Below are 21,243 nucleotides of genomic sequence, written 5' to 3' on the forward strand. Positions count from 1 at the left end.
ACCGCGGGGCCCGGTTCACCGGCGGTGGATCGCGGATCGAAGTAGCCTGTATGCACGGGCACTTCGGCCCTCGGGACAGGGGAGGGCTCCGCGTGAGCACGCTCGACGACGAGACGGCCGCCGGCATGATTCCGATCCCCGCCGGTACGGTCGACCTCCGCGACGACCGCCGCGGAGCGCACTGGCAGGTGGACGTCGAGCCCTTCCTGCTCGCCCGCCTCCCCGTCACCCTCGGACAGTACTGGGCCCTCACGGATACGACCCCCGATCCCTCCGTGTCCCACGCCCTGCCCCTGACGAACGTCAGCTGGCTCGACGCCGTCGACCTGTGCAACCGTTTCTCGGCCCGCGTCGGACTGGCCCCGGCCTACTCCCGCGACGCACGGAGCGGTGAGGTGGTCCGCGACCCGGGCGCCGACGGCTACCGCCTGCCCACGGAGGCGGAGTGGCAGTACGCGTGCAAGGCGGGCACCACCGGCTACCGCTACGGCGAACTCGACCGCATCGCCTGGTACGAGGGGAACTCGGACGGCCGGGCCCACGACGTCGGCGGCAGGTCCCCGAACGCCTGGGGGCTGTACGACATGCTGGGCAACGTCTGGGAGTGGTGCTGGGACCTCTACGACGAGGAGGTCTACGGCGAGTACCGCACCTTCCGCGGCGGCGGCTGGGCCGAGGCGGAGCGCGGCTGTGGCTCGACGGTGCGCCGCCGCAGCCATCCCACGTTCGCGATCGACGACCTCGGCCTCCGGCTTGCCCGCAACGTGAGCTGACCTCCTTCGCATGTCGCCCTGGCCTTCGGGCGCGGCCGATGCATCATGTCGGGGTGCGTGAGATCTGGACGATCGGTCACTGGACGTACCCGGAGGCGACGTTCACCGGCTTCCTGGGCCGCCGGCACATCGACGTACTGGCCGACGTCCGGGCGCATCCCGGATCGCGCCGCAGCCCGCAGTTCTCCGGAGAGGCGATGCGCGGGTGGCTGGAGCGGGCCGGGGTCGACCACGTGTACCTGGCCGAGCTCGGCGGCCGGCGGCGCAAGCAGGACGTGGACCCCGCCGTCAACGCGGGCTGGCACAACCCGAGCTTCAAGAACTACGCCGACTACACGCTGCTCCCGGCGTACGAGCGGGGCATCGCCCGCCTGACCTCCCTCGCGGAGCGCGGCCGCGTCGCCGTCATGTGCGGCGAGCCGGTGCCGTGGCGCTGCCACCGCCTGCTGATCGCGAACACGCTCGCCGCCCGCGGCTGGACGGTCCGGCACATCATGGGTGCCGGCGAGCCGCGTGTGCACGAACTGGGCGCCTGGGGAGCGGAGCCACGGATCGACGAGCACGGCCGGGTGACGTACCCGGCGCCGTAGTCCGGCCCCGGCGGAAAACCGTACGGGTGGTCGAGGGTGTGTGAGGTACGTTGCTGTTCACTCGAAGGGGGCGAAGTGACGAAGCTCAACCAGATCATCGCCGTGGAGAAGGGTGTCAAGAGCAAGTCGCTCCAGGACATCACCGCGGCCCACCACAAGGTGCAGAAGCCGGCGCTGCTGGCAGGCATCTCGCGCACGTACCAGCCGAAGGACGAAGAGGGCGAGCAGCTTCCGCCCGAGTCCACGCGGGTGCAGGTCAAGGCCGAGGAGGCGCTGCGTGAGATGTCCGCGTCGCTCACCCGGCTGTTCGACGTGACCGCGACGAAGGACTGGGCCAACTGCTCCGCCCGCGCGGACGTCACCGTCGACGGACGCACGGTCGTCCGCGAAGTCCCGGTCAGCTACCTGCTCTTCCTGGAGAAGCAGCTCACCGACCTCCACACCTTCGTGAAGAAGCTTCCGGTCCTGGACGCTTCCGAGTCCTGGTCGCTCGACCCCTCGACGGACTGGTGGAAGACGGACCCGGTCCGCACGATCCGCACGAAGAAGGTCCCGCGCAACCACGTCAAGGCCGAGGCGACCGACAAGCACCCGGCCCAGGTCGACGTGTACTACGAGGACGTGCCCATCGGGTACTGGACGACCGTGAAGTTCTCCGGAGCGCTTCCGGCGCGGCGGGTGAACGAACTGCTGGAGCGCGTCGAGAAGCTGCAGCACGCGGTGAAGTTCGCCCGTGAGGAGGCCAACGGCGCCGAGGTCACCGACCAGCGGGTCGGAGACGCGGTGTTCGGCTACCTGTTCGGCTAGTGTCGGACGTGAGGCGGCACCCCCAGAACGCCCCCGCGCCATGTCGTGGGGGTGCGCACCCTGCACGAGGCGGAATTGAGGTCCGCCCCGTGTGACGAGCGCAAGCTGAAACTGACGTTCAGCCTGAAGACGCGGTAACGGTGGAGGTTCGAGTCCTCCCCCCGGCACCACACGCCGGGGTGGCCCAACATGGCAGAGGCAGCCGCGATCAATCTCAGACTCTCGCTCCAGCTTCAGTATCGCCGCCGATTGCCAGATCGACCGAGTACGGACGAACACCGTTGAATGCTGGTTCGAATCCGGCCTGCGCCTCTGCCGCGGCGCGGTAGTTCAAAGGCAGAACGCGACGGTATGACGACTGATCCGCACTCTTAAACGGCGCTGGCAAGCGCAATTGGGTGGCAACCCCAGGGGCCCGGGAGCTGGATACGACTCCCGGGCTCCGCCACGTCCGGCCACTCCGTACACCGGGTTCGTGAGTGCCTGGCCGCGCTGCCTCGGCCTGTCGCCTGGACTCGGCGAAGCCGGGGCGCCCGGATGGCCGGGCCTTCAGCCGCTGCACCAGGTCACCCCTGTGTGGCAGCGGGAATCCCCGCTTCGTCCGCTGCCTCCGGCTCCCGCAGTCCCGACCCGCGGCCACGATGACCGATTCGGGGGATACGCGTCGCCCGCCTGCTGTACGTTTCCTGGCATGGTCACGGGACAAGTGAGCGAGAACCCGGAGTCGCGCTTCTCCGCTCTTCTGGCTGGCGCAGCAAGGCTTCCGGGTGTGCGAGTCGACAGGGCGGCGTACCTCCGGACCGCGCTCGCCCGTCACTGCTCGGAAGATGATGTGCGCAGGGCGGTGGAGGAGACCCCCGCGGCGGCGGGTATCCCTCTTGAGGTTCTGGACAGGGTGGCCAACGAGTCCATCCGCTACGAGACCGCCAAGGTGAGCGCGCTCTCCGCGGCTGCCGGGATTCCCGGATTCATCGCCATGCCCGCCACGGTGCCGGCCGATCTGGCTCAGTACGTCGGCCACATGCTGCGCGTCGCGCAGAAGCTCGCCTATCTCTACAGCTGGCCCGATCTGTTCTCCACCGACAACGACGACCTTGATGACGCCACCAAAGGCGTGCTCACGCTCTTCTTCGGAGTGATGTTCGGGACCCAGTCCGCGAACGCCGCCGTGGGGAAGGTGGCGGAGGCGATGTCCAAGCAGGTGGCCAAGAAGCTGCCCCAGAAGGCACTGACCCAGGGTGTCGTCTACCCCATCGTGAAGAAGGTCGCCGGGTACCTCGGTGTCGAGATGACGAAGCAGACCTTCGCCAAGTCCGTCTCGAAGGCCATCCCCCTCGTCGGGGCCGCCGTGTCCGGCGGGCTCACCTTTGCGACCTTCCGCCCCATGTCCAGAAGGCTCAAGACGCACCTCTCCGGCCTGGAACTCGCAAAACCGGTCGGGGGCCAGGTCATCACGGGTGAAGTCATCGAAGACGAGGGCCTCCAGGCCGCAGACGAGGCGAAGATCCCGAAGCCGGGACGTGAATGGCGTGTCGTGAGGCGTCGGTAGGCAGTGGCTCGGGCGGTAGGCGAGGGCGATCGGGAGCCGTCGGGTTCGCTGCGATGGTGCCGTGTGGTGCGGCCGCCGCTCCGGCGCTCGGGTCTTGGATCTCGGGGTTCGAGCGTCGTGAAGCCCTCATTCACTCGTTCGGGGGCCGAGGAAGGGGCCCCGGGCCGACGCTTGAGCTTCGGGTTCCGAGGGCCTGGGTTCGGACGTCAAGTCGCTGGCCAAGGACCTGCCCCTGTACGGCCGGATGGCCATCGGCACCGCGTTGCGCGCGCTCGCCGTGGCCGGGCATCTGCGTCGTGTGCGTTGCCGGGTGGAAGGGGCCGGTCAGTGCCGGTGGGTGACGCTCACCTACTGGTCACGTGCCGCCCACGACAACGAATGGTGGGCCGAAAGGCTCGCGGGCGAAGCCACCGCCCCGGAGCGGGAGCCCGTAGCCTCCGTCCAGTCGGTCGTGCCCCAACAGCGCACCCCGCAGGCCGACATCACCGCGCTCCCCCTTCGATCCCGTCGCAGCCGTCCCCGGCGCCGGAGGACGAGCAGAGCGCAGGCGTCCCGAAGGTTGTCGCGGCCCCTTCCCCCGCCTACCTCGCCCTTGCCGAGCTCGGCCGCCGTGCACCCCGCCTGGCGCTCTCCGCCGCCGATTGCGCTGCCCTGGAGCCCTTTGCCGCCGCCTGGTTCGCACGAGGCGTGAGCGCCGACTACCTGACCCGGCGCTCACCGCCGGGCTTCCCGGGCGGGTCGGATCACCTATCGGTCTGGTACGCCGCCGCCCCGCCGACAAGGTGCCACCCCGGCTCCCCGCGGCACCCGCGCCGGCCCAGGGTCTGCCCGGCACTCCCGTGCGCGGTTTCCTGGTCGAATGCGGCCGACCCGGCCCGGCAGGCGCTCTTCCGGACGGCTTCTGCCGCCCCTGCCACACCGGGCACCGGAAGCCGGAGCTGTCCGACCAGGCGGCCCCGGAGCAAACGGAACGCGATGTCCCCGCCCTGGTCGCGGGTCTCCGTAACTTGATGCGTACTCCCTGAACCGCCGACAACGGCCTCACTGCGGGTCGCGGTGCCGGTGGAGGTCCACGGCGGTGTCGAGGATGCGATCGATGTCGGCTGCGACGGTACTGTCCGTGTTGTTCAGATACCGCACGATCGTCGCGCCTGCCGCCGATATGGTTCTGGGCGGTACAGCGGTCGCCAGGAAGAGCCGTGGCACTCCGTACACCTCGCGGAGGATCTCCTCCACGACGAACTCGTTGACCGGTCGTCGCTCGGCGCGGTGTGCGGCAGCGACCTCGTCGCTGAAGACCGCGAGTTCCTCGATGCCACACCGGTCGCCCAGCCTGGGCGCGAGGAGCACGGCGACGACCGACACCAGGAATCCGTTGAAGGCGACCCTGTCCCCGGGGGAGAGGGCCTCGTCGAGCGCCTTTGCCCTGCGGTCCTTGAGGACGAGGCATCGGGCCCGCACCCGGCCAGCAGGTCGCCCTCGGGCACCTCGCGGGAGGCGAGGCCGTCTTGGGGTCCTTGGGCCTGGCGAGGTCTTCGGTGATCTCCTTGGCGGCCCTCAGCAATGTGCGTTGGAGTTCGTCCGCGCCCTCGCAGCGCCAAGCCTGCCTGATCCGGGCTCCCGCCGAAGGTGGAGTCGAGGACAGCACGGCATTCGACGAAGAACAGGAGCAGCAATTCCGGAACGGCGTCCGGCAGGAGCACGCCACCCTCGGCCGGCAGTGCAAGGCCCTCCGGGCGGCTGGTCCGTCTCGAGACGCCGGAGCCCGCCGGCCGACCCGACCAACAACGCCGCGCCACTGGAGGCGCTGCCCCGTCTCAACGTGGATCCCGCGCTGGTCCCGGAAGACGTTCAACGACGTTCTCTACGCGGCATTCAGCTTCGAAGCCCGCTACAGCGCCCCCGCGAAGAGTTCGCCCTGAGCGGGGCGATCCCGGCGCACATGGTTGACGGGCTGGTGGCCGTCCCCCGTGAGCTGGAGCCACGGCACAAAAAAATCGGGTGTCCGTACCCAAGTACGGACACCCGATCTTGACACTTGACAGACGCAAACGGGAAAAGAACCCGATCCCGTTCCGATCTTTCAAGTGCCCCCGGCAGGATTCGAACCTGCGCACCCGGCTCCGGAGGCCGATGCTCTATCCCCTGAGCTACGGGGGCGAAACCGCCGCGTTCGGCGGCGACGAGTGAAACCCTACCAGCTCCCGCCGGGTGTCCGGGAACAGGTATTTCCGCGTCGTCGGGACCGGGGTGCGGCCCGCTGCGGGGTGGACGTGGAGCCGGCCGCCGACCGGGTTCCGGACACGCGCCCGCCACCCCTCCAGGGACGGAAGTGGGCAAAACCCGGACGCAGCTCCTCCGCTCGACCTACCCTCGAAGGGTGTCAGGGGCGTACGGCCGCGTGCTTGTTGTCGACGACAACAAGGTCATCCGGCAGCTGATCAGGGTCAACCTCGAGCTGGAGGGCTTCGAGGTCGTGACCGCGGCCGATGGCGTCGAGTGTCTGGACCTGGTGCACGAGGTCTGCCCGGATGTGATCACTCTTGATGTGGTGATGCCCAGGCTCGACGGAATAGAGACCGCGGCCCGGTTGCGCGCCGATCCGCGGACCGGGCATCTGCCGGTCGCCGTGATCAGCGCCTGCACGCCTCACGAGGTGGCCGCCGGGGTCGACGCCTTCCTGGCGAAGCCCTTCGAGCCGAGTGAGCTGGTACGCATGGTGAGGCGGCTCGCACACCGGGAGGATTCCGCGCCGTTCCATGGCCGGCGTGGTGCGGGGACGGCCGGGAGCACGGCGGGCTGACCGCATGGCTGAGGGTGCCGTCGGCCGGGTCGCTGCCCGTATGGCGAAACCGGTTGGCGAAGTGCCCCCCTTCCTCCCATACGCTTGTCCCGTGACCCCCGCAGATCTCTCCCGGACCGTGCTGCACGCTGTGCGCCGCGCGGTCGACGAGGACGCCCTGCGCGCGCCGGTGCCCGCGCGCGTGCGGGTGGAGCGGACACGCCCCGGCGGCAGCGGCGACTACGCCTGCGCCGTCGCCCTCCAGCTCTCCGGCCCCGCTGGGCTCCCGGCGCGGGAGGTCGCCGCGCTGCTGAGGGACCGGGTCGTCGGCGCGCCCGGGATCGGACGGGTCGAGATCACCGGCCCCGGTTTTCTGAACTTCACGGTCGACCCGGACTCGGACGGGGCCGCGCGTTCCCTACGCGTACGCCAAGTGCTGGAGCAGCGGCTCCGGTACGGGTGGGGTGCCGAGTGCGCCGGGCAGGTCCATCAGCTCCACCACCGGCGCGAGGTCCGGGCCGCGGTCGTGGCGGGCACGGTGATGAAGATGCTGCGCGCGCAGGGCGCCCTGGGGCGTGTCACCTGCGAGGAGGCGTCCGACCCCGACTGGGCGCGCCTCGGCGTCACCGTCGACGCGAACGGCCGGCCTCCCGTCCCGCTCGCTCAGACCCGGCCCGTTCCCGCAGGGGCCACGGCGGGGGAGCTGCTGGAGCGGCTGGGAGCCGACGCCACCCGCTGGGGCCTGCTGAGGCCCGCCGGGCACGACCGCGCCCACCTCGGGGACGACCTCCTCGTGCAGGGAGCGGCCAACCCGCTCTTCCTGGTCCGCTACGCCCATGCCCGCGCCCGCGCCCTCACCCGCGAGGCGGGGCGGCTCGGTTTCACCGGCGCGTACGAGCAGGACGTAGACGCGCCCGCGCTGCACGCCGCACTCGCCGACCACCCCGGCGTCCTCGCCGCCGCCGCGCACCACCACGCGCCGGACCGGCTCGCCCGCCACCTCGAAGCCGTCGCGCACGCCTTCTTCGACCTCCAGGACGCCTTGCCGCCGCTCCCCGTCGGCGACGAGAAACCCTCGGCCGCCCACCGTTCCCGGCTGGCCCTTGCCGAAGCCGCCGGGACGGTGCTCGCAGGCGGCCTGTCCCTGCTCGGCATCAGCGCGCCCGAACACCTCTGAGAACCGAGAGAGCAGAGCAGACCGATGAGCCGATCCGCACACCCCGCCGGGCCCCGTCACGCCGACGTCTACCCGGAAGGCCACTACACCGCCCCGGCCACCGACCTCAACGAACTGGACGCGAAGGTCTGGTCCCGAACCGTCACCCGTGACGAGGACGGCGCGCTCACCGTCGGCGGCATGGAAGTCGCCCGGCTGGCCGAGGAGTTCGGCACACCGGCCTACTTCCTGGACGAGTCCGACTTCCGGGCGCGCTGCCGCGCCTGGGCGGACGCCTTCGGGGCGGACGCCGACGTCTTCTACGCCGGGAAGGCCTTCCTCTCGCGTGCCGTCGTGCGCTGGCTCCAGGAGGAGGGGCTGAACCTCGACGTGTGCTCCGGCGGCGAGCTGGCGACCGCGCTGGACGCCGGGATGCCCGCCGAGCGCATCGCCTTCCACGGCAACAACAAGACCGTCGCCGAGATCGAGCGGGCCGTCGAGGCGGGAGTGGGGCGGATCGTGCTCGACTCCTTCCAGGAGATCGCCCGGGTCGCGCACATCGCCCAGCGGGCCGGCACGCGTCAGCGCGTACAGATCCGCGTCACCGTCGGTGTCGAGGCCCACACCCACGAGTTCATCGCCACCGCTCACGAGGACCAGAAGTTCGGCATCGCGCTGGCGGACGGGCAGGCTGCCGAGGCGGTCCGCAGGGCGCTGACCCTGGACGGCCTGGAGCTCATCGGCATCCACTCGCACATCGGCTCGCAGATCTTCGACATGGCCGGCTTCGAGGTCTCCGCGCGGCGCGTCGTGCAGCTGCTCGCCGAGATCCGTGACGAGCACGGCGTCGAGCTCCCCGAGATCGACCTCGGCGGCGGCCTCGGGATCGCGTACACCTCCGAGGACGACCCCCGCGAGCCGCACGAGATCGCCAAGGCGCTGTCCGACATCGTGACCCGGGAGTGCGAGTCGGCCGGCCTGCGGACCCCGCGCATCTCCGTCGAGCCGGGCCGTGCGATCGTCGGCCCCACCGCCTTCACGCTGTACGAGGTCGGCACCATCAAGCCCCTCGAAGGCCTGCGGACGTACGTCAGCGTCGACGGCGGCATGTCGGACAACATCCGCACCGCGCTGTACGACGCCGAGTACAGCGTCGCGCTCGTCTCGCGGAGCTCCGAGGCCGAGCCCATGCTCGTACGCGTCGTCGGCAAGCACTGCGAGAGCGGTGACATCGTGGTCAAGGACGCGTTCCTCCCCGCCGACCTGGCCCCGGGGGACCTGATCGCCGTGCCCGCCACCGGCGCGTACTGCCGCTCCATGGCGAGCAACTACAACCACGCCCTGCGCCCGCCGGTCGTCGCCGTGCGCGACGGACAGGCGCGGGTCATCGTCCGGCGCGAGACGGAGGAAGATCTCCTGCGTCTCGATGTCGGCTGATGAAATTCACATCTCAAAATCCGGACGGGTGGCAGAATCCCCCGTCCGGTGAGTGAGACTGGTCCACACATCAGAAGTATGAGAAACGAGGTCGGATGATGCGTACGCGTCCGCTGAAGGTGGCGCTGCTGGGCTGTGGAGTGGTCGGCTCAGAGGTGGCGCGCATCATGACGACGCACGCCGACGACCTCGCCGCGCGCATCGGCGCGCCGGTGGAGCTCGCCGGTGTCGCCGTCCGCCGGCCCTCCAAGGTTCGGGAGGGCATCGACCCCGCCCTGGTCACCACCGACGCGACCGCCCTGGTCAAACGGGGCGACATCGACGTCGTCGTCGAGGTCATCGGCGGCATCGAGCCCGCCCGCACGCTCATCACGACCGCCTTCGAGCACGGCGCGGGTGTCGTCTCGGCCAACAAGGCGCTGCTCGCCGAGGACGGCTCCGCGCTCCACGCCGCCGCCGAGAAGCACGGCAGGGACCTCTACTACGAGGCGGCCGTGGCCGGCGCCATCCCGCTCGTACGGCCGCTGCGCGAGTCCCTCGCGGGCGACAAGGTCAACCGGGTGCTCGGCATCGTCAACGGCACGACCAACTTCATCCTCGACAGGATGGACACGAGCGGCGCCGGGTACTCCGAGGCGCTCGACGAGGCCACCGCCCTCGGGTACGCCGAGGCCGACCCGACCGCCGACGTCGAGGGCTTCGACGCCGCCGCGAAGGCCGCCATCCTCGCCGGCATCGCCTTCCACACGCGGGTGAAGATCGGCGAGGTGCACCGCGAGGGCATCACCGAGGTCACCGCCGCCGACATCGCCTCCGCCCGGCGCATGGGCTGCACCGTCAAGCTCCTCGCCATCTGCGAGCGTGCCGCCGACGGCAGGTCCGTCACCGCCCGCGTGCATCCCGCGATGATCCCGCTCAGCCATCCGCTGGCCTCGGTCCGTGAGGCGTACAACGCGGTCTTCGTCGAGGCGGAGGCGGCCGGGCAGCTGATGTTCTACGGTCCCGGCGCCGGCGGCGCCCCGACCGCGTCCGCCGTGCTCGGCGACCTGGTCGCCGTGTGCCGCAACATCGTCGGAGCGACCACCGGTCCCGGTGAGTCCGCGTACACGCGTCTGCCGGTCAGCCCCATGGGCGACGTCGTCACGCGCTACCACATCAGTCTCGACGTGGCCGACAAGCCTGGCGTACTCGCCCAGGTCGCGACGGTCTTCGCCGAACAGGGCGTATCCATCGATACGGTCCGACAGCAGAGCCGGCCGGACAGTCAGGAAACCGGCGGCGAGGCATCCCTCGTCGTCGTCACCCACCGCGCGCCCGACGCCGCCCTCTCAGGGACCGTCGAAGCGCTGCGCAAGCTGGACACCGTGCGCGGTGTCGCCAGCATCATGCGTGTTGAAGGGGAGTAAGGACCCATGACCAGCAAGGGCACCCACCAGTGGCGCGGCATCATCGAGGAGTACCGGGACCGTCTTCCGGTCACGAGCACGACGCCGGTCGTCACACTCCGTGAGGGCGGTACGCCGCTCGTTCCGGCGCAGGTCCTCTCCGAGCGCACGGGCTGCGAGGTGCACCTCAAGGTCGAGGGCGCCAACCCCACCGGTTCGTTCAAGGACCGCGGCATGACCATGGCGATCACCCGGGCCAAGGAGGAGGGCGCGCAGGCCGTCATCTGCGCCTCCACCGGCAACACCTCCGCCTCCGCCGCCGCGTACGCCGTGCGCGCGGGCATGGTCTGCGCCGTGCTCGTGCCGCAGGGGAAGATCGCGCTCGGCAAGATGGGGCAGGCGCTCGTCCACGGCGCGAAGATCCTCCAGGTCGACGGCAACTTCGACGACTGCCTGACCCTGGCCCGCAGCCTCTCGGACAACTACCCGGTGGCGCTGGTCAACTCGGTCAACCCGGTCCGCATCGAGGGTCAGAAGACCGCCGCGTTCGAGATCGTCGACGCGCTCGGCGACGCCCCCGACATCCATGTCCTGCCGGTGGGCAACGCGGGCAACATCACGGCCTACTGGAGGGGTTACAGGGAGTACGCGGCGGACGGCATCTCGTCGCACGCTCCGCGCATGTGGGGCTTCCAGGCGTCCGGTTCCGCGCCGATCGTGCGCGGCGAGATCGTGAAGGACCCGGCGACCATCGCCACCGCGATCCGTATCGGCAACCCCGCGTCCTGGCAGTTCGCCCTGGACGCGCGGGACGAATCCGGCGGCTTCATCGACGATGTGACGGACCGTCAGATCCTGTCGGCGTACCGCCTGCTGGCCTCCCAGGAGGGCGTCTTCGTCGAGCCCGCGTCGGCGGCGTCCGTGGCGGGCCTGCTCAAGGCCGCCGAGGAGGGCAAGGTCGACCCCGGCCAGAAGATCGTCTGCACCGTCACCGGCAACGGGCTCAAGGACCCCGACTGGGCCGTCGCCGGCGCCCCGCAGCCGGTCACCGTCCCGGTCGACGCGGTGGCCGCGGCCGAGAAGCTGGGCCTCGCGTAGCGGGTCCTTGCCGCAGCTCAGCCGCCCTTCCGGGGCGGAGAGCGCATGGGAGGTGTGCGACACGCATCGTGCGCCTCCCGTGCGCCCTATGTCGCCACAGAACCTTCCTTCGATAAGCTGTACCCAACCCGCCCGCCGCATCCGCCGCGGTGCAGCGGCCGTCGTGTCTGCCGGGCCCCCCGTCCTCCGCACACCGGCACCCCGCGCACGTCGAAGTAGTCCGCACAACATCCCCGCCGCCGTACAGGAAGAGTCGTCCAACCGATGGCCGGTCCCGCGTTCCGAGCCGCCGCCGTCCGGGTGCGCGTCCCCGCAACCAGTGCCAATCTGGGCCCGGGTTTCGACGCCCTCGGCCTCTCGCTGGGGCTCTACGACGACGTAGTCGTCCGGGTCGCCGATTCCGGGCTGCACATCGACATCGCGGGTGAGGGCGCCGAGACGCTGCCCCGCGACGAGAACCACCTGCTCGTACGCTCCCTGCGCACGGCCTTCGACCTGCTCGGCGGACAGCCCCGCGGCCTGGAGATCGTCTGCGCCAACCGCATCCCGCACGGCCGTGGCCTGGGGTCCTCGTCCGCCGCCATCTGCGCCGGGATCGTCGCCGCCCGCGCCGTGACGACGGGCGGTGAGGCCCGTCTCGACGACGCCGCGCTGCTGGAGCTGGCGACCGAGATCGAGGGGCACCCCGACAACGTCGCCGCCTGTCTGCTCGGCGGCTTCACTCTCGCCTGGATGGACGGCGGATCCGCCCGAGCGATCCGGATGGACCCCGCCGGCTCCGTCGTTCCGGTGGTGTTCGTCCCCGCCACCGCGGTGCTCACGGAGACCGCCCGCGGCCTGCTGCCGCGCACCGTCCCCCACGTGGACGCCGCGGCCAACGCCGGCCGTGCGGCCCTGCTCGTCGAGGCCCTGACCCGGCGTCCCGAGCTGCTCCTCGCCGCCACGGAGGACCGGATCCACCAGGAGTACCGCGGACCCGCGATGCCTCGGAGCGTGGAGCTGGTGAACCGCCTGCGCGCCGACGGCGTCCCCGCCGTCATCTCGGGTGCGGGGCCCACCGTGCTCGCGCTGACGGAGGAGGGTTCCGCCGACAAGGTCGCCCGGCTGGCGGGCGAGGGCTGGGCCGCGAACCGGCTCGCTCTCGACGCCACGGGTGCGAGCGTGTTGCCGCTCGCCGCGTAGTCCCACGTGATTGCCGGTGCATGAGAGGGGGAATGTTTGTTGGAGCCGGTAGTGTTAACCTCAAGTCAGCAATCGACGTCTTCGTGGCGCGTTGCTTCGTGTCCCCCTCCGGGACCACCACTCTTCCGGGAGCCTCCCCGACTGCCTGAGCAGCCTGCCTGAGCTTTCGAGCACGCTCCGGAACCGGCACGACACCCTCTTGCTCATCCAGGAGTGGGCCGAGCAGGGGGATCTCGCGCCGGAACCCCGCACATTCATCTCTCCGCCGTACCCGGCGGACCACCGCCCCGGCAAGGTCCGCGATCGACACGATCAACAGACCGCAGTCGGACAGCACAACCGGTCGCCGAGCCAGAAGGCCGACGTCCGCTCCAGGGAAGGACCCTTCGTGAGCGACACCACCGATCTGATGGGCGTGACTGCCGACAAGAGCGTCGACAGCTCCGTGCCCGCCGAAGGTGCTGCCACTGGCACCACCGCACGGCGCCGCCGCTCCGGCACCGGCCTCGAGGGCATGGTCCTGGCCGAGCTGCAGCAGGTCGCGTCCGGCCTCGGCATCAGGGGGACTGCGCGGATGCGCAAGAGCCAGCTGATCGAGGTCATCAAGGAGGCGCAGGCCGGAGCATCCTCCGCGCCCGCCCCCAAGGCCGCCGCATCCGCCGGTACGGACACCGGGAGCAAGCCGAAGCGGCGTGCCACGTCCAAGACACGCACGGGTGACGAGGCCGCCGCAGCGCCGGCCGCCGACAAGGCGGCCGCCCAGCAGCAGATCGACATCCCCGGGCAGCCGGCCAGCGACGACCAGCCCACGGGCGAGCGTCGTCGCCGCCGGGCGACCGCGCAGGCGGGCAGCCCCGACACCAAGGCGGAGCCCAAGGCCGAGCCCAAGGCGGACGCCGAGCCGAAGACCGAGCCGAAGGGCGAGGGCCGCCAGGACCGCGCCGACGAGCGCGGCGAGGCCAGGACGGACGCGAAGGCGGAGTCCGCCACGGACACCGCCGAGGGCCGTCGCGGCGACCGCCAGGACGGCCGTCGCGGCGACCGCCAGGACCGTGACCGCGGAGACCGCGGTGACCGCCGGGACCGCCAGCGTGACCGGCGCGGCAAGGGCGACGACCAGGGCCAGGGCGGCGGCGGACGCCGTCAGGGCCAGCAGGGCGGCGGCCAGGGTCAGAGCCAGGGGCAGGGCCAGGGCCAGCAGGGCGGCGGCGGCCAGCAGGACGACGGTTTCGACGACGAGGGCGGCCGGCGTGGACGCCGGGGCCGCTACCGCGACCGCCGTGGCCGTCGCGGACGTGACGAGTTCGCGACCGACGTCCAGGTGGCCGACGACGACGTCCTGATCCCCGTCGCGGGCATCCTCGACATCCTCGACAACTACGCGTTCATCCGGACCTCCGGCTACCTGCCCGGCCCGAACGACGTGTACGTCTCGCTCGCCCAGGTCCGCAAGAACGGCCTGCGCAAGGGCGACCACGTCACGGGTGCGGTGCGCCAGCCCAAGGACGGCGAGCGCCGCGAGAAGTTCAACGCGCTGGTGCGTCTCGACTCCGTCAACGGCATGGCGCCGGAGACCGGCCGCGGACGTCCCGAGTTCCAGAAGCTGACCCCGCTGTACCCGCAGGACCGGCTCCGTCTGGAGACCGACTCCAACGTCCTGACCACCCGGATCATCGACCTGGTCGCACCGATCGGCAAGGGCCAGCGAGGCCTGATCGTGGCCCCGCCGAAGACCGGTAAGACCATGATCCTGCAGGCCATCGCCAACGCGATCACGGTCAACAGCCCCGAGTGCCACCTGATGGTCGTCCTGGTCGACGAGCGTCCGGAAGAGGTCACCGACATGCAGCGGTCGGTGAAGGGCGAGGTCATCTCCTCGACCTTCGACCGTCCCGCCGAGGACCACACCACGGTCGCCGAGCTCGCCATCGAGCGTGCGAAGCGCCTCGTGGAGCTGGGGCACGACGTGGTGGTCCTGCTGGACTCGATCACCCGTCTGGGCCGCGCCTACAACCTGGCGGCACCGGCCTCCGGCCGCATCCTGTCCGGTGGTGTCGACTCGACCGCGCTGTACCCGCCGAAGCGCTTCTTCGGTGCCGCGCGCAACATCGAGGACGGCGGCTCGCTGACCATCCTGGCCACCGCGCTCGTCGAGACCGGCTCGCGCATGGACGAGGTGATCTTCGAGGAGTTCAAGGGCACCGGCAACATGGAGCTCAAGCTCGACCGCAAGCTCTCGGACAAGCGCATCTTCCCCGCGGTGGACGTCGACGCGTCCAGCACCCGTAAGGAAGAGATCCTCCTCGGCACGGACGAACTGGCCGTGGTCTGGAAGCTGCGCCGGGTGCTGCACGCCCTGGACCAGCAGCAGGCCATCGAGCTGCTGCTGGACCGCATGAAGAAGACGCAGTCCAACGCGGAGTTCCTGCTCCAGATCCAGAAGACGACGCCGGGCAACGGCAACGACTGACGTCGCATCAGGAGCCACACGGAACTGCCCTCGTCACACCGGTGACGAGGGCAGTTCTGCGTTGTACCATCAGCAGGCTGTATGTGGGGGGGAACGTATTTTCTATACGCCCACTGTGTTGCGAATCCAGTGGGAGTTTCTCTCCCTTCGACTCCAACTACCCGGCGCTCCACTCGCGTTGCGCCGTGTCGATCGAAGGGATTTCTTGAGTGACATCCGGTAGACGGAAGGGATCCATCCCTTTCTCCGCGGCAGTTGCCGCGCTTGCTCTGGGGGCCGCGGCCCTGTCCGTCGTACCCGCGCAGGCCGACACGCCTCAGCCGGCGGGGAAGAAGAGCGTTCAGCAGCGCTCCACCGCCTCCCAGGCCGAGCTCCTCAAGACCGTCAAGCGCTCCACCGCCGAACTGCTGAGCGGTGAGACCGCCGCACCCACCGAGAAGCCGGACAGCGGCACGGATGCCGAAGCAGGCGGCGAGCCCGCACCGGAGACATCCGGGCCGTCCACCGATCCGAAGATCATCGGTGGCACCGCGGCCACGCTCGGGGAAGCCCCGTGGATGGTGCAGCTGCACTACTACGACGACAAGGGAACCACCGGCGAGGCCGACGACGAGGGCTACTTCTGCGGTGGCACACTCGTGGCCCCCGCGAAGGTCCTGACCGCCGCGCACTGCGTGGCCGGGCTCGACTGGGAGACGAACGGAGCCGTTCTCGGCGGCACCACCCAGCTTCCGGAGGCTGGTGACCTCCACGGGGGTACGGCGACCGGTGTCTGGCGCCAGTGGGTCCACCCCGACTACGACGACGCCGGGTACGACCACGACGTCGCCGTGCTGACGCTCGGCTCCGCGCTCCCGTACGAGACGCTGCAGCCCGCTGCGTCGGGTGACACGGCGCGTTACAAGACCGGTACCCCGGCGACCGTGTACGGCTGGGGGCGCACCAGCTCCACCAGTGACGACATCTCACCGGTCCTGCTCAAGGCGTCGGTGCCGGTAGGGGCAGACGCCGCTTGCTCCGGGTACTTCGGCGGCGACTTCGTCCCGGGGCACATGGTCTGCGCCGGGCAGCCGGCCAGCGGACAGGACACGGGCACGGTCTCGCCCTGCAACGGCGACTCGGGCGGGCCCCTCGTGGTCAACGGCCGGATCGCCGGTGTCGTCTCCTGGGGCGTCACCGACTGTGTGGAATCGGGTGCGTACGGGGTGTACGCCAAGACCGCCGCGTTCGCGGGTGCGGTGAACCCGCGGATCGACGACGCCAACCTCAATTTCGACGACAAGGCGGACCTGTTCGCCCGCGCGTCGACGGGCGAGGGCTTCGACTACTACTCGCGCGGCACCTCGGTCGGCGACCGCGAGTCGGTGGGCGACTGGCAGGGCGTCGACCTGGTCCGCCAGGCCGACGTCAACCGCGACGACTACCAGGACTACGTCTACCGCAACTCGGCCGGCGAGCTGTACTGGTGGGGATACGACAGCGCTGCCGAGACGTACTTGGACCACAAGATCGGGCCCGGCTGGGGCAGTCTGCGCAACATCACCCTCACGGGTGATGTGACGGGCGACGGCCTGGTGGACCTGACGGCGAACGACTCGGCGGGCAAGCTGTGGATGTGGACGGGCCGTGGCAACGGAACGTTCGCAGCCAAGGTGCAGATCGGTGTCGGCTGGAGCACGTACGCGGTGTACGGCAAGGGCGACTACAGCGGGGACGGCAAGCCGGACCTGATCGCCCGTGACGGGAGCGCGGTGCTCTGGATGTACAAGGGCACCGGTTCGGCCTCCGCGCCGTTCTCCGGCCGGGTCAAGGTGGGCAGCGGCTGGAACTTCACCGCTTACGCAACCACCGGTGACGTGACGGGCGACGGCCGCGCCGACTTCATCGTCCGCGACACCGCCGGCGTGCTGTGGGCGTACAAGAGCACGGGCTCCGAGACGGTGCCCTTCGCCACTGCGGCGAGGATCAAGCTCGGTGTGGGCTGGGGGTCGTACAGCCTGCTCGGCTGAGTGCACCCGTTCGACCGGACCGGCTCCGGACCCCGCCAACGGGTCCGGAGCCGGTCCGCTGTATGTGTGCGGGCCGGAGCGAGACCTTGCCCACAGTGACCGCCCCTGCGCACCCGCGTCCCCGGGTTGGCAAGGAACCGGCGAACCCGCAGGTGGGGACCTTGATCCGCAGCTACGGGAGGAAGAGCCGGGCGGCGTTCCCGGCCTCCGGCGCCCCCGTCGGTCCCGTCGGCCGCTGTGCCAGTCTTTTCCCTGCTTCGGCTCCGGCGCGGCGCCGGCAAGCCACGTACTGAATCTCCTGGCAGGGGACCAGGGAGCACCGCCGACCGAGGGAGCCGTATGAGCGAGCAGAGCAGGAGCACGGGCCGAATACGCGGCACCGGCAGCCGCCGGAGAAAGCCGTCCCGTGCCCGCCGGGTGAAGAGGGTCGCCCTGTGGGGCGTCGCCGCCCTGGTGGTCGTGGGGGGATCCGGGCTCGGCTACGCCTACTTCACGCTCAACGGCAATCTGAAGGGCGTCGACATCGACGCGGCCCTGGGAACCGACCGCCCCGAGGACGTCGACGACGGGTCGCAGGACATCCTGGTGCTGGGATCGGACTCCCGCTCCGGAGCCAACTCCGGGTACGGCGCCGACGAGGGCTCCGCGCGGGCCGACACCGCGATGATCGTCCACGTCAACGAGGGCCATACGTCCGCGAGCGTGGTCTCGGTCCCGAGGGACACCCTCGTCGACCGTCCGGCCTGCACGAGCGACACGACCGGTGAGCGGGTGGGCGCGGAGCACGAGACGATGTTCAACTCCGCCTACGAGGTCGGTGGGCCCGCCTGCGCGGTGAAGACGGTCGAGTCGATGTCCGGCATCCGCATGGACCACTACGTCGAGGTCGACTTCACGGGCTTCACGAAGCTCGTCGACGAGCTCGGCGGCGTGAAGATCACCACTTCGCAGGCGATCGACGACCCCGACAGCCACCTGGCGCTGAAGCCCGGCACCCACACGCTGGACGGCGAGCAGTCGCTCGGCCTCGTCCGCACGCGCCACAGTGTCGGTGACGGCAGTGACCTGGGGCGGATCCAGCTGCAGCAGGCGTTCGTGAAGGCGCTGATGGACCAGGCGAAGAGCGTCGGGGTGTTCTCCGACCCGAAGACCCTGTTCGGCCTCGCCGACACCGCCACCAAGGCCGTCACCACCGACTCCCAGCTGGCCTCCGTCAAGAAGCTCAGCGGCTTCGCGAACGGACTCAGGGGCCTCGGCTCGGAGAACGTCGACATGGTCACGCTGCCCGTGGAGTACGACCCGGCGGACCCGAACCGCGTGCTGCCCCAGAAGAAGGCCGGACAGCAGGTGTGGGCCGCGCTCAAGCAGGACAAGCCCGTCCCGGCGTCCGCCACGGCGAAGTCGGCCGGCGACAAGGGCGGGGCGGGGAAGGTCGTGCGCTGACCGCACCTTCCGTCACCCTACGGTCGCGGAACGTTCCCCGGACGCACGGGAATACACACGACCGGGTCCTCGTTTTGGGAGATACGGCCGGTCCTGGCAGACTGGTACGTCGGCCCCGGTTCACGGACGCGCAATCAGCGCGAACGACCCGGAGCCCTCCCGAATCTAGGAGACACCTTGAAGCGCGACATTCACCCCGAGTACGTCGAGACGCAGGTCAGCTGCACCTGCGGTGCGTCGTTCACCACCCGGAGCACCCTCGACGGCGGCGCCATCCGCGCCGACGTCTGCTCCGAGTGCCACCCGTTCTACACGGGCAAGCAGAAGATCCTCGACACCGGCGGCCGTGTGGCCCGCTTCGAGGCCCGCTTCGGCAAGGCTGCCGGCTCCGCCAGCAAGTAGCGAGCCACTGCGCCGGTTCCCGACGCCCTTCAGCGGGCGCCGGGACCGGCGTTTTTTCCGGCTGTGCGGCCGGGCGCGCCTCCGGGTGTGCGGTCACCGGCAGCACACCGTCCAGCAGGCCCGCAGACGTATGACGCAGAAACCAGGAGCCCGAAGATGTTCGAGGCGGTCGAGGAACTGATCGGCGAACAAGCCGATCTCGAGAAGAAGCTCGCCGACCCGTCGGTCCACGCCGACCAGGCGAACGCGCGCAAGCTCAACAAGCGCTACGCGGAGCTGACCCCGATCGTCTCCACCTACCGGGCCTGGAAGCAGACCGGCGACGACATCGGGACCGCCCGCGAGTTCGCCGCCGACGACCCGGACTTCGCCGCCGAGGTAAAGGTCCTGGAGAAGCAGCGCGAAGAGATCACCGAGAAGCTCCGTCTCCTCCTGGTCCCGCGCGACCCCAGCGACGACAAGGACGTGCTGCTGGAGATCAAGGCGGGCGCGGGCGGCGACGAGTCCGCCCTGTTCGCCGGCGATCTGCTCCGCATGTACCTGCGCTACGCCGAGCGCATCGGCTGGAAGACGGAGATCATCGACTCCACCGAGTCGGAGCTCGGCGGGTACAAGGACGTCCAGGTCGCCGTGAAGACCAAGGGCGGCAACGGAGCCACCGAGCCCGGCCAGGGCGTCTGGGCGCGGATGAAGTACGAGGGCGGTGTGCACCGCGTACAACGCGTGCCCTCCACCGAGTCGCAGGGCCGCATCCACACCTCGGCCGCCGGTGTGCTCGTCACGCCCGAGGCCGAGGAGGTCGACGTGGAGATCCACGCGAACGACCTGCGCATCGACGTCTACCGCTCCTCGGGCCCCGGCGGCCAGTCCGTCAACACCACGGACTCCGCCGTGCGCATCACACACCTGCCGACCGGCGTCGTGGCCTCCTGCCAGAACGAGAAGAGCCAGCTCCAGAACAAGGAGCAGGCCATGCGCATCCTGCGGTCCCGGCTGCTGGCCGCCGCCCAGGAAGCGGCCGAGCAGGAAGCATCCGACGTACGCCGCAGCCAGGTGCGCACCGTGGACCGTTCCGAGAAGATCCGGACGTACAACTTCCCGGAAAACCGGATCTCGGACCACCGCGTCGGCTTCAAGGCGTACAACTTGGACCAGGTCCTCGACGGTGACCTCGACGCCGTCATCCAGGCGTGCGTCGACGCCGACTCCGCCGCCAAGCTCGCCGCCGCGTAAGGCGCTCAGGACCCGACCCGCCCCGCTCGTGAACCCGTACGGAGAACCGCGATGAACCTGCTGCTCGCCGAGGTGGCCCAGGCCACCCAGCGGCTGGCCGACGCCGGTGTCCCCTCGCCGCGATTCGACGCCGAGGAACTCGCCGCGTTCGTGCACGGCGTCAAGCGGGGCGAACTGCACAACGTGCCGGACGCCGACTTCGACGCACGCTACTGGGAGACGATCGCCCGCCGGGAGGCCCGCGAGCCGCTCCAGCACATCACCGGCCGCGCCTTCTTCCGCTATCTGGAGCTCCAGGTGGGCCCCGGTGTCTTCGTGCCACGGCCGGAGACCGAGTCGGTCGTCGGATGGGCGATAGACGCGGTCCGCGCGATGGACGTCGTGGAGCCGCTGATCGTCGACCTCTGCACCGGGTCGGGCGCGATCGCGCTCGCCATGGCGCAGGAGGTGCCGCGCTCGCGTGTGCACGCCGTCGAGCTGTCCGAGGACGCCCTGAGGTGGACACGGAAGAACGCCGAGGGGTCCAGGGTCACCGTCCACCGCGGCGACGCCCTGAGAGCCCTTCCCGAGCTCGACGGCCAGGTCGACCTGGTCATCTCCAACCCGCCCTACATCCCGCTCACCGAGTGGGAGTACGTGGCCCCGGAGGCCCGCGACCACGACCCGCAGATGGCGCTCTTCTCCGGCGAGGACGGCCTCGACACCATCCGCGGCATCGAGCGCACCGCGCACCGTCTGCTCCGCCCCGGCGGGCTCGTCGTCATCGAGCACGCCGACACGCAGGGTGGCCAGGTGCCGTGGATCTTCACCGAGGAGCGGGGCTGGGCCGACGCGGCCGACCACCCCGACCTGAACAACCGGCCCCGGTTCGCGACGGCCCGCAAGGCCATGCCGTGACCACCGGGACACCGGCACCGCACGATCCCT

Annotated in this window: 17 protein-coding genes and 1 tRNA gene; 16 read left to right on the forward strand and 2 right to left on the reverse strand. The window is 70.4% G+C overall.

What is annotated here, in order from left to right:
* Window positions 1-92: 92 nt before the first annotated feature.
* The 4 genes from OO67_RS08080 to OO67_RS08095 all read left to right on the forward strand — a co-directional run bounded on the left by OO67_RS08080 (window position 93) and on the right by OO67_RS08095 (window position 3,719).
* A complete protein-coding gene (locus OO67_RS08080; protein ID WP_033298343.1) occupies window positions 93-773 on the forward strand; it encodes a formylglycine-generating enzyme family protein in 681 nt (226 codons plus the stop codon).
* A 53-nt stretch (window positions 774-826) separates the two neighbouring features.
* Window positions 827-1,363, forward strand: coding sequence for a DUF488 domain-containing protein (locus tag OO67_RS08085; protein ID WP_208860977.1), 537 nt, complete (start codon window positions 827-829; stop codon window positions 1,361-1,363).
* 75 nt (window positions 1,364-1,438) lie between these two features.
* Window positions 1,439-2,170 (forward strand): DUF7873 family protein, encoded by a 732-nt coding sequence (locus OO67_RS08090; protein ID WP_033298345.1) that lies wholly within the window; start codon window positions 1,439-1,441, stop codon window positions 2,168-2,170.
* A gap of 691 nt (window positions 2,171-2,861) precedes the next feature.
* Window positions 2,862-3,719 (forward strand): membrane protein, encoded by an 858-nt coding sequence (locus OO67_RS08095; protein WP_033298346.1) that lies wholly within the window; start codon window positions 2,862-2,864, stop codon window positions 3,717-3,719.
* A 1,041-nt stretch (window positions 3,720-4,760) separates the two neighbouring features.
* Here the strand turns inward: OO67_RS08095 and OO67_RS08100 are convergent.
* Entirely contained in the window at window positions 4,761-5,180 is a 420-nt protein-coding gene (locus OO67_RS08100) for a hypothetical protein (protein ID WP_033298347.1), read from the reverse strand.
* Between the two features lie 627 nt (window positions 5,181-5,807).
* A tRNA-Arg gene (locus tag OO67_RS08105) sits at window positions 5,808-5,879 on the reverse strand.
* Between the two features lie 172 nt (window positions 5,880-6,051).
* On the opposite strand from OO67_RS08105, the gene OO67_RS08110 reads away from it, so the two are divergent.
* From OO67_RS08110 to prmC, 12 genes are all read left to right on the forward strand, one after another.
* On the forward strand, window positions 6,052-6,522 hold the full coding sequence (locus OO67_RS08110; protein ID WP_078597709.1) for a response regulator: 471 nt from the start codon (window positions 6,052-6,054) through the stop codon (window positions 6,520-6,522).
* A gap of 91 nt (window positions 6,523-6,613) precedes the next feature.
* Window positions 6,614-7,678 (forward strand): ArgS-related anticodon-binding protein NrtL, encoded by a 1,065-nt coding sequence (gene nrtL / locus OO67_RS08115; RefSeq protein WP_033298352.1) that lies wholly within the window; start codon window positions 6,614-6,616, stop codon window positions 7,676-7,678.
* 24 nt (window positions 7,679-7,702) lie between these two features.
* On the forward strand, window positions 7,703-9,094 hold the full coding sequence (gene lysA, locus OO67_RS08120) for a diaminopimelate decarboxylase (RefSeq protein WP_033298354.1): 1,392 nt from the start codon (window positions 7,703-7,705) through the stop codon (window positions 9,092-9,094).
* Between the two features lie 95 nt (window positions 9,095-9,189).
* Window positions 9,190-10,500, forward strand: coding sequence for a homoserine dehydrogenase (locus OO67_RS08125; protein WP_208860978.1), 1,311 nt, complete (start codon window positions 9,190-9,192; stop codon window positions 10,498-10,500).
* A 6-nt stretch (window positions 10,501-10,506) separates the two neighbouring features.
* On the forward strand, window positions 10,507-11,577 hold the full coding sequence (gene thrC, locus OO67_RS08130) for a threonine synthase (RefSeq protein ID WP_033298356.1): 1,071 nt from the start codon (window positions 10,507-10,509) through the stop codon (window positions 11,575-11,577).
* A 264-nt stretch (window positions 11,578-11,841) separates the two neighbouring features.
* On the forward strand, window positions 11,842-12,759 hold the full coding sequence (thrB, locus tag OO67_RS08135; protein WP_033298358.1) for a homoserine kinase: 918 nt from the start codon (window positions 11,842-11,844) through the stop codon (window positions 12,757-12,759).
* Window positions 12,760-13,147: 388 nt separating this feature from the next.
* On the forward strand, window positions 13,148-15,229 hold the full coding sequence (rho, locus tag OO67_RS08140) for a transcription termination factor Rho (protein WP_033298804.1): 2,082 nt from the start codon (window positions 13,148-13,150) through the stop codon (window positions 15,227-15,229).
* Window positions 15,230-15,438: 209 nt separating this feature from the next.
* Window positions 15,439-17,238, forward strand: coding sequence for a trypsin-like serine protease (locus OO67_RS08145; protein ID WP_051709207.1), 1,800 nt, complete (start codon window positions 15,439-15,441; stop codon window positions 17,236-17,238).
* Window positions 17,239-17,577: 339 nt separating this feature from the next.
* Window positions 17,578-18,681: an LCP family protein gene (locus tag OO67_RS08150; protein WP_033298359.1), complete on the forward strand. Its 1,104-nt coding sequence runs from the start codon at window positions 17,578-17,580 to the stop codon at window positions 18,679-18,681.
* A gap of 177 nt (window positions 18,682-18,858) precedes the next feature.
* Window positions 18,859-19,083 carry a 50S ribosomal protein L31 gene (rpmE, locus tag OO67_RS08155; RefSeq protein ID WP_033298361.1) on the forward strand — a complete coding sequence of 75 codons (225 nt, stop codon included), beginning with the start codon at window positions 18,859-18,861 and terminating at the stop codon, window positions 19,081-19,083.
* A gap of 156 nt (window positions 19,084-19,239) precedes the next feature.
* Entirely contained in the window at window positions 19,240-20,316 is a 1,077-nt protein-coding gene (prfA, locus tag OO67_RS08160; protein WP_033298363.1) for a peptide chain release factor 1, read from the forward strand.
* Window positions 20,317-20,367: 51 nt separating this feature from the next.
* Complete coding sequence (gene prmC, locus OO67_RS08165) at window positions 20,368-21,213, forward strand: peptide chain release factor N(5)-glutamine methyltransferase (RefSeq protein ID WP_033298364.1); 846 nt, start codon at window positions 20,368-20,370, stop codon at window positions 21,211-21,213.
* Window positions 21,214-21,243: the final 30 nt, after the last annotated feature.

This window comes from Streptomyces atroolivaceus (assembly GCF_000717025.1).
Classification (GTDB): domain Bacteria; phylum Actinomycetota; class Actinomycetes; order Streptomycetales; family Streptomycetaceae; genus Streptomyces; species Streptomyces atroolivaceus.

Excerpts from the sequence above, each read along its gene's own strand:
- OO67_RS08095 (WP_033298346.1), top strand. The coding sequence starts at position 2,862 with ATGGTCACGGGACAAGTGAGCGAGAACCCGGAGTCGCGCTTCTCCGCT.
- lysA (WP_033298354.1), top strand. The coding sequence starts at position 7,703 with ATGAGCCGATCCGCACACCCCGCCGGGCCCCGTCACGCCGACGTCTAC.
- OO67_RS08125 (WP_208860978.1), top strand. The coding sequence starts at position 9,190 with ATGATGCGTACGCGTCCGCTGAAGGTGGCGCTGCTGGGCTGTGGAGTG.
- thrC (WP_033298356.1), top strand. The coding sequence starts at position 10,507 with ATGACCAGCAAGGGCACCCACCAGTGGCGCGGCATCATCGAGGAGTAC.
- thrB (WP_033298358.1), top strand. The coding sequence starts at position 11,842 with ATGGCCGGTCCCGCGTTCCGAGCCGCCGCCGTCCGGGTGCGCGTCCCC.
- OO67_RS08150 (WP_033298359.1), top strand. The coding sequence starts at position 17,578 with ATGAGCGAGCAGAGCAGGAGCACGGGCCGAATACGCGGCACCGGCAGC.
- prfA (WP_033298363.1), top strand. The coding sequence starts at position 19,240 with ATGTTCGAGGCGGTCGAGGAACTGATCGGCGAACAAGCCGATCTCGAG.
- prmC (WP_033298364.1), top strand. The coding sequence starts at position 20,368 with ATGAACCTGCTGCTCGCCGAGGTGGCCCAGGCCACCCAGCGGCTGGCC.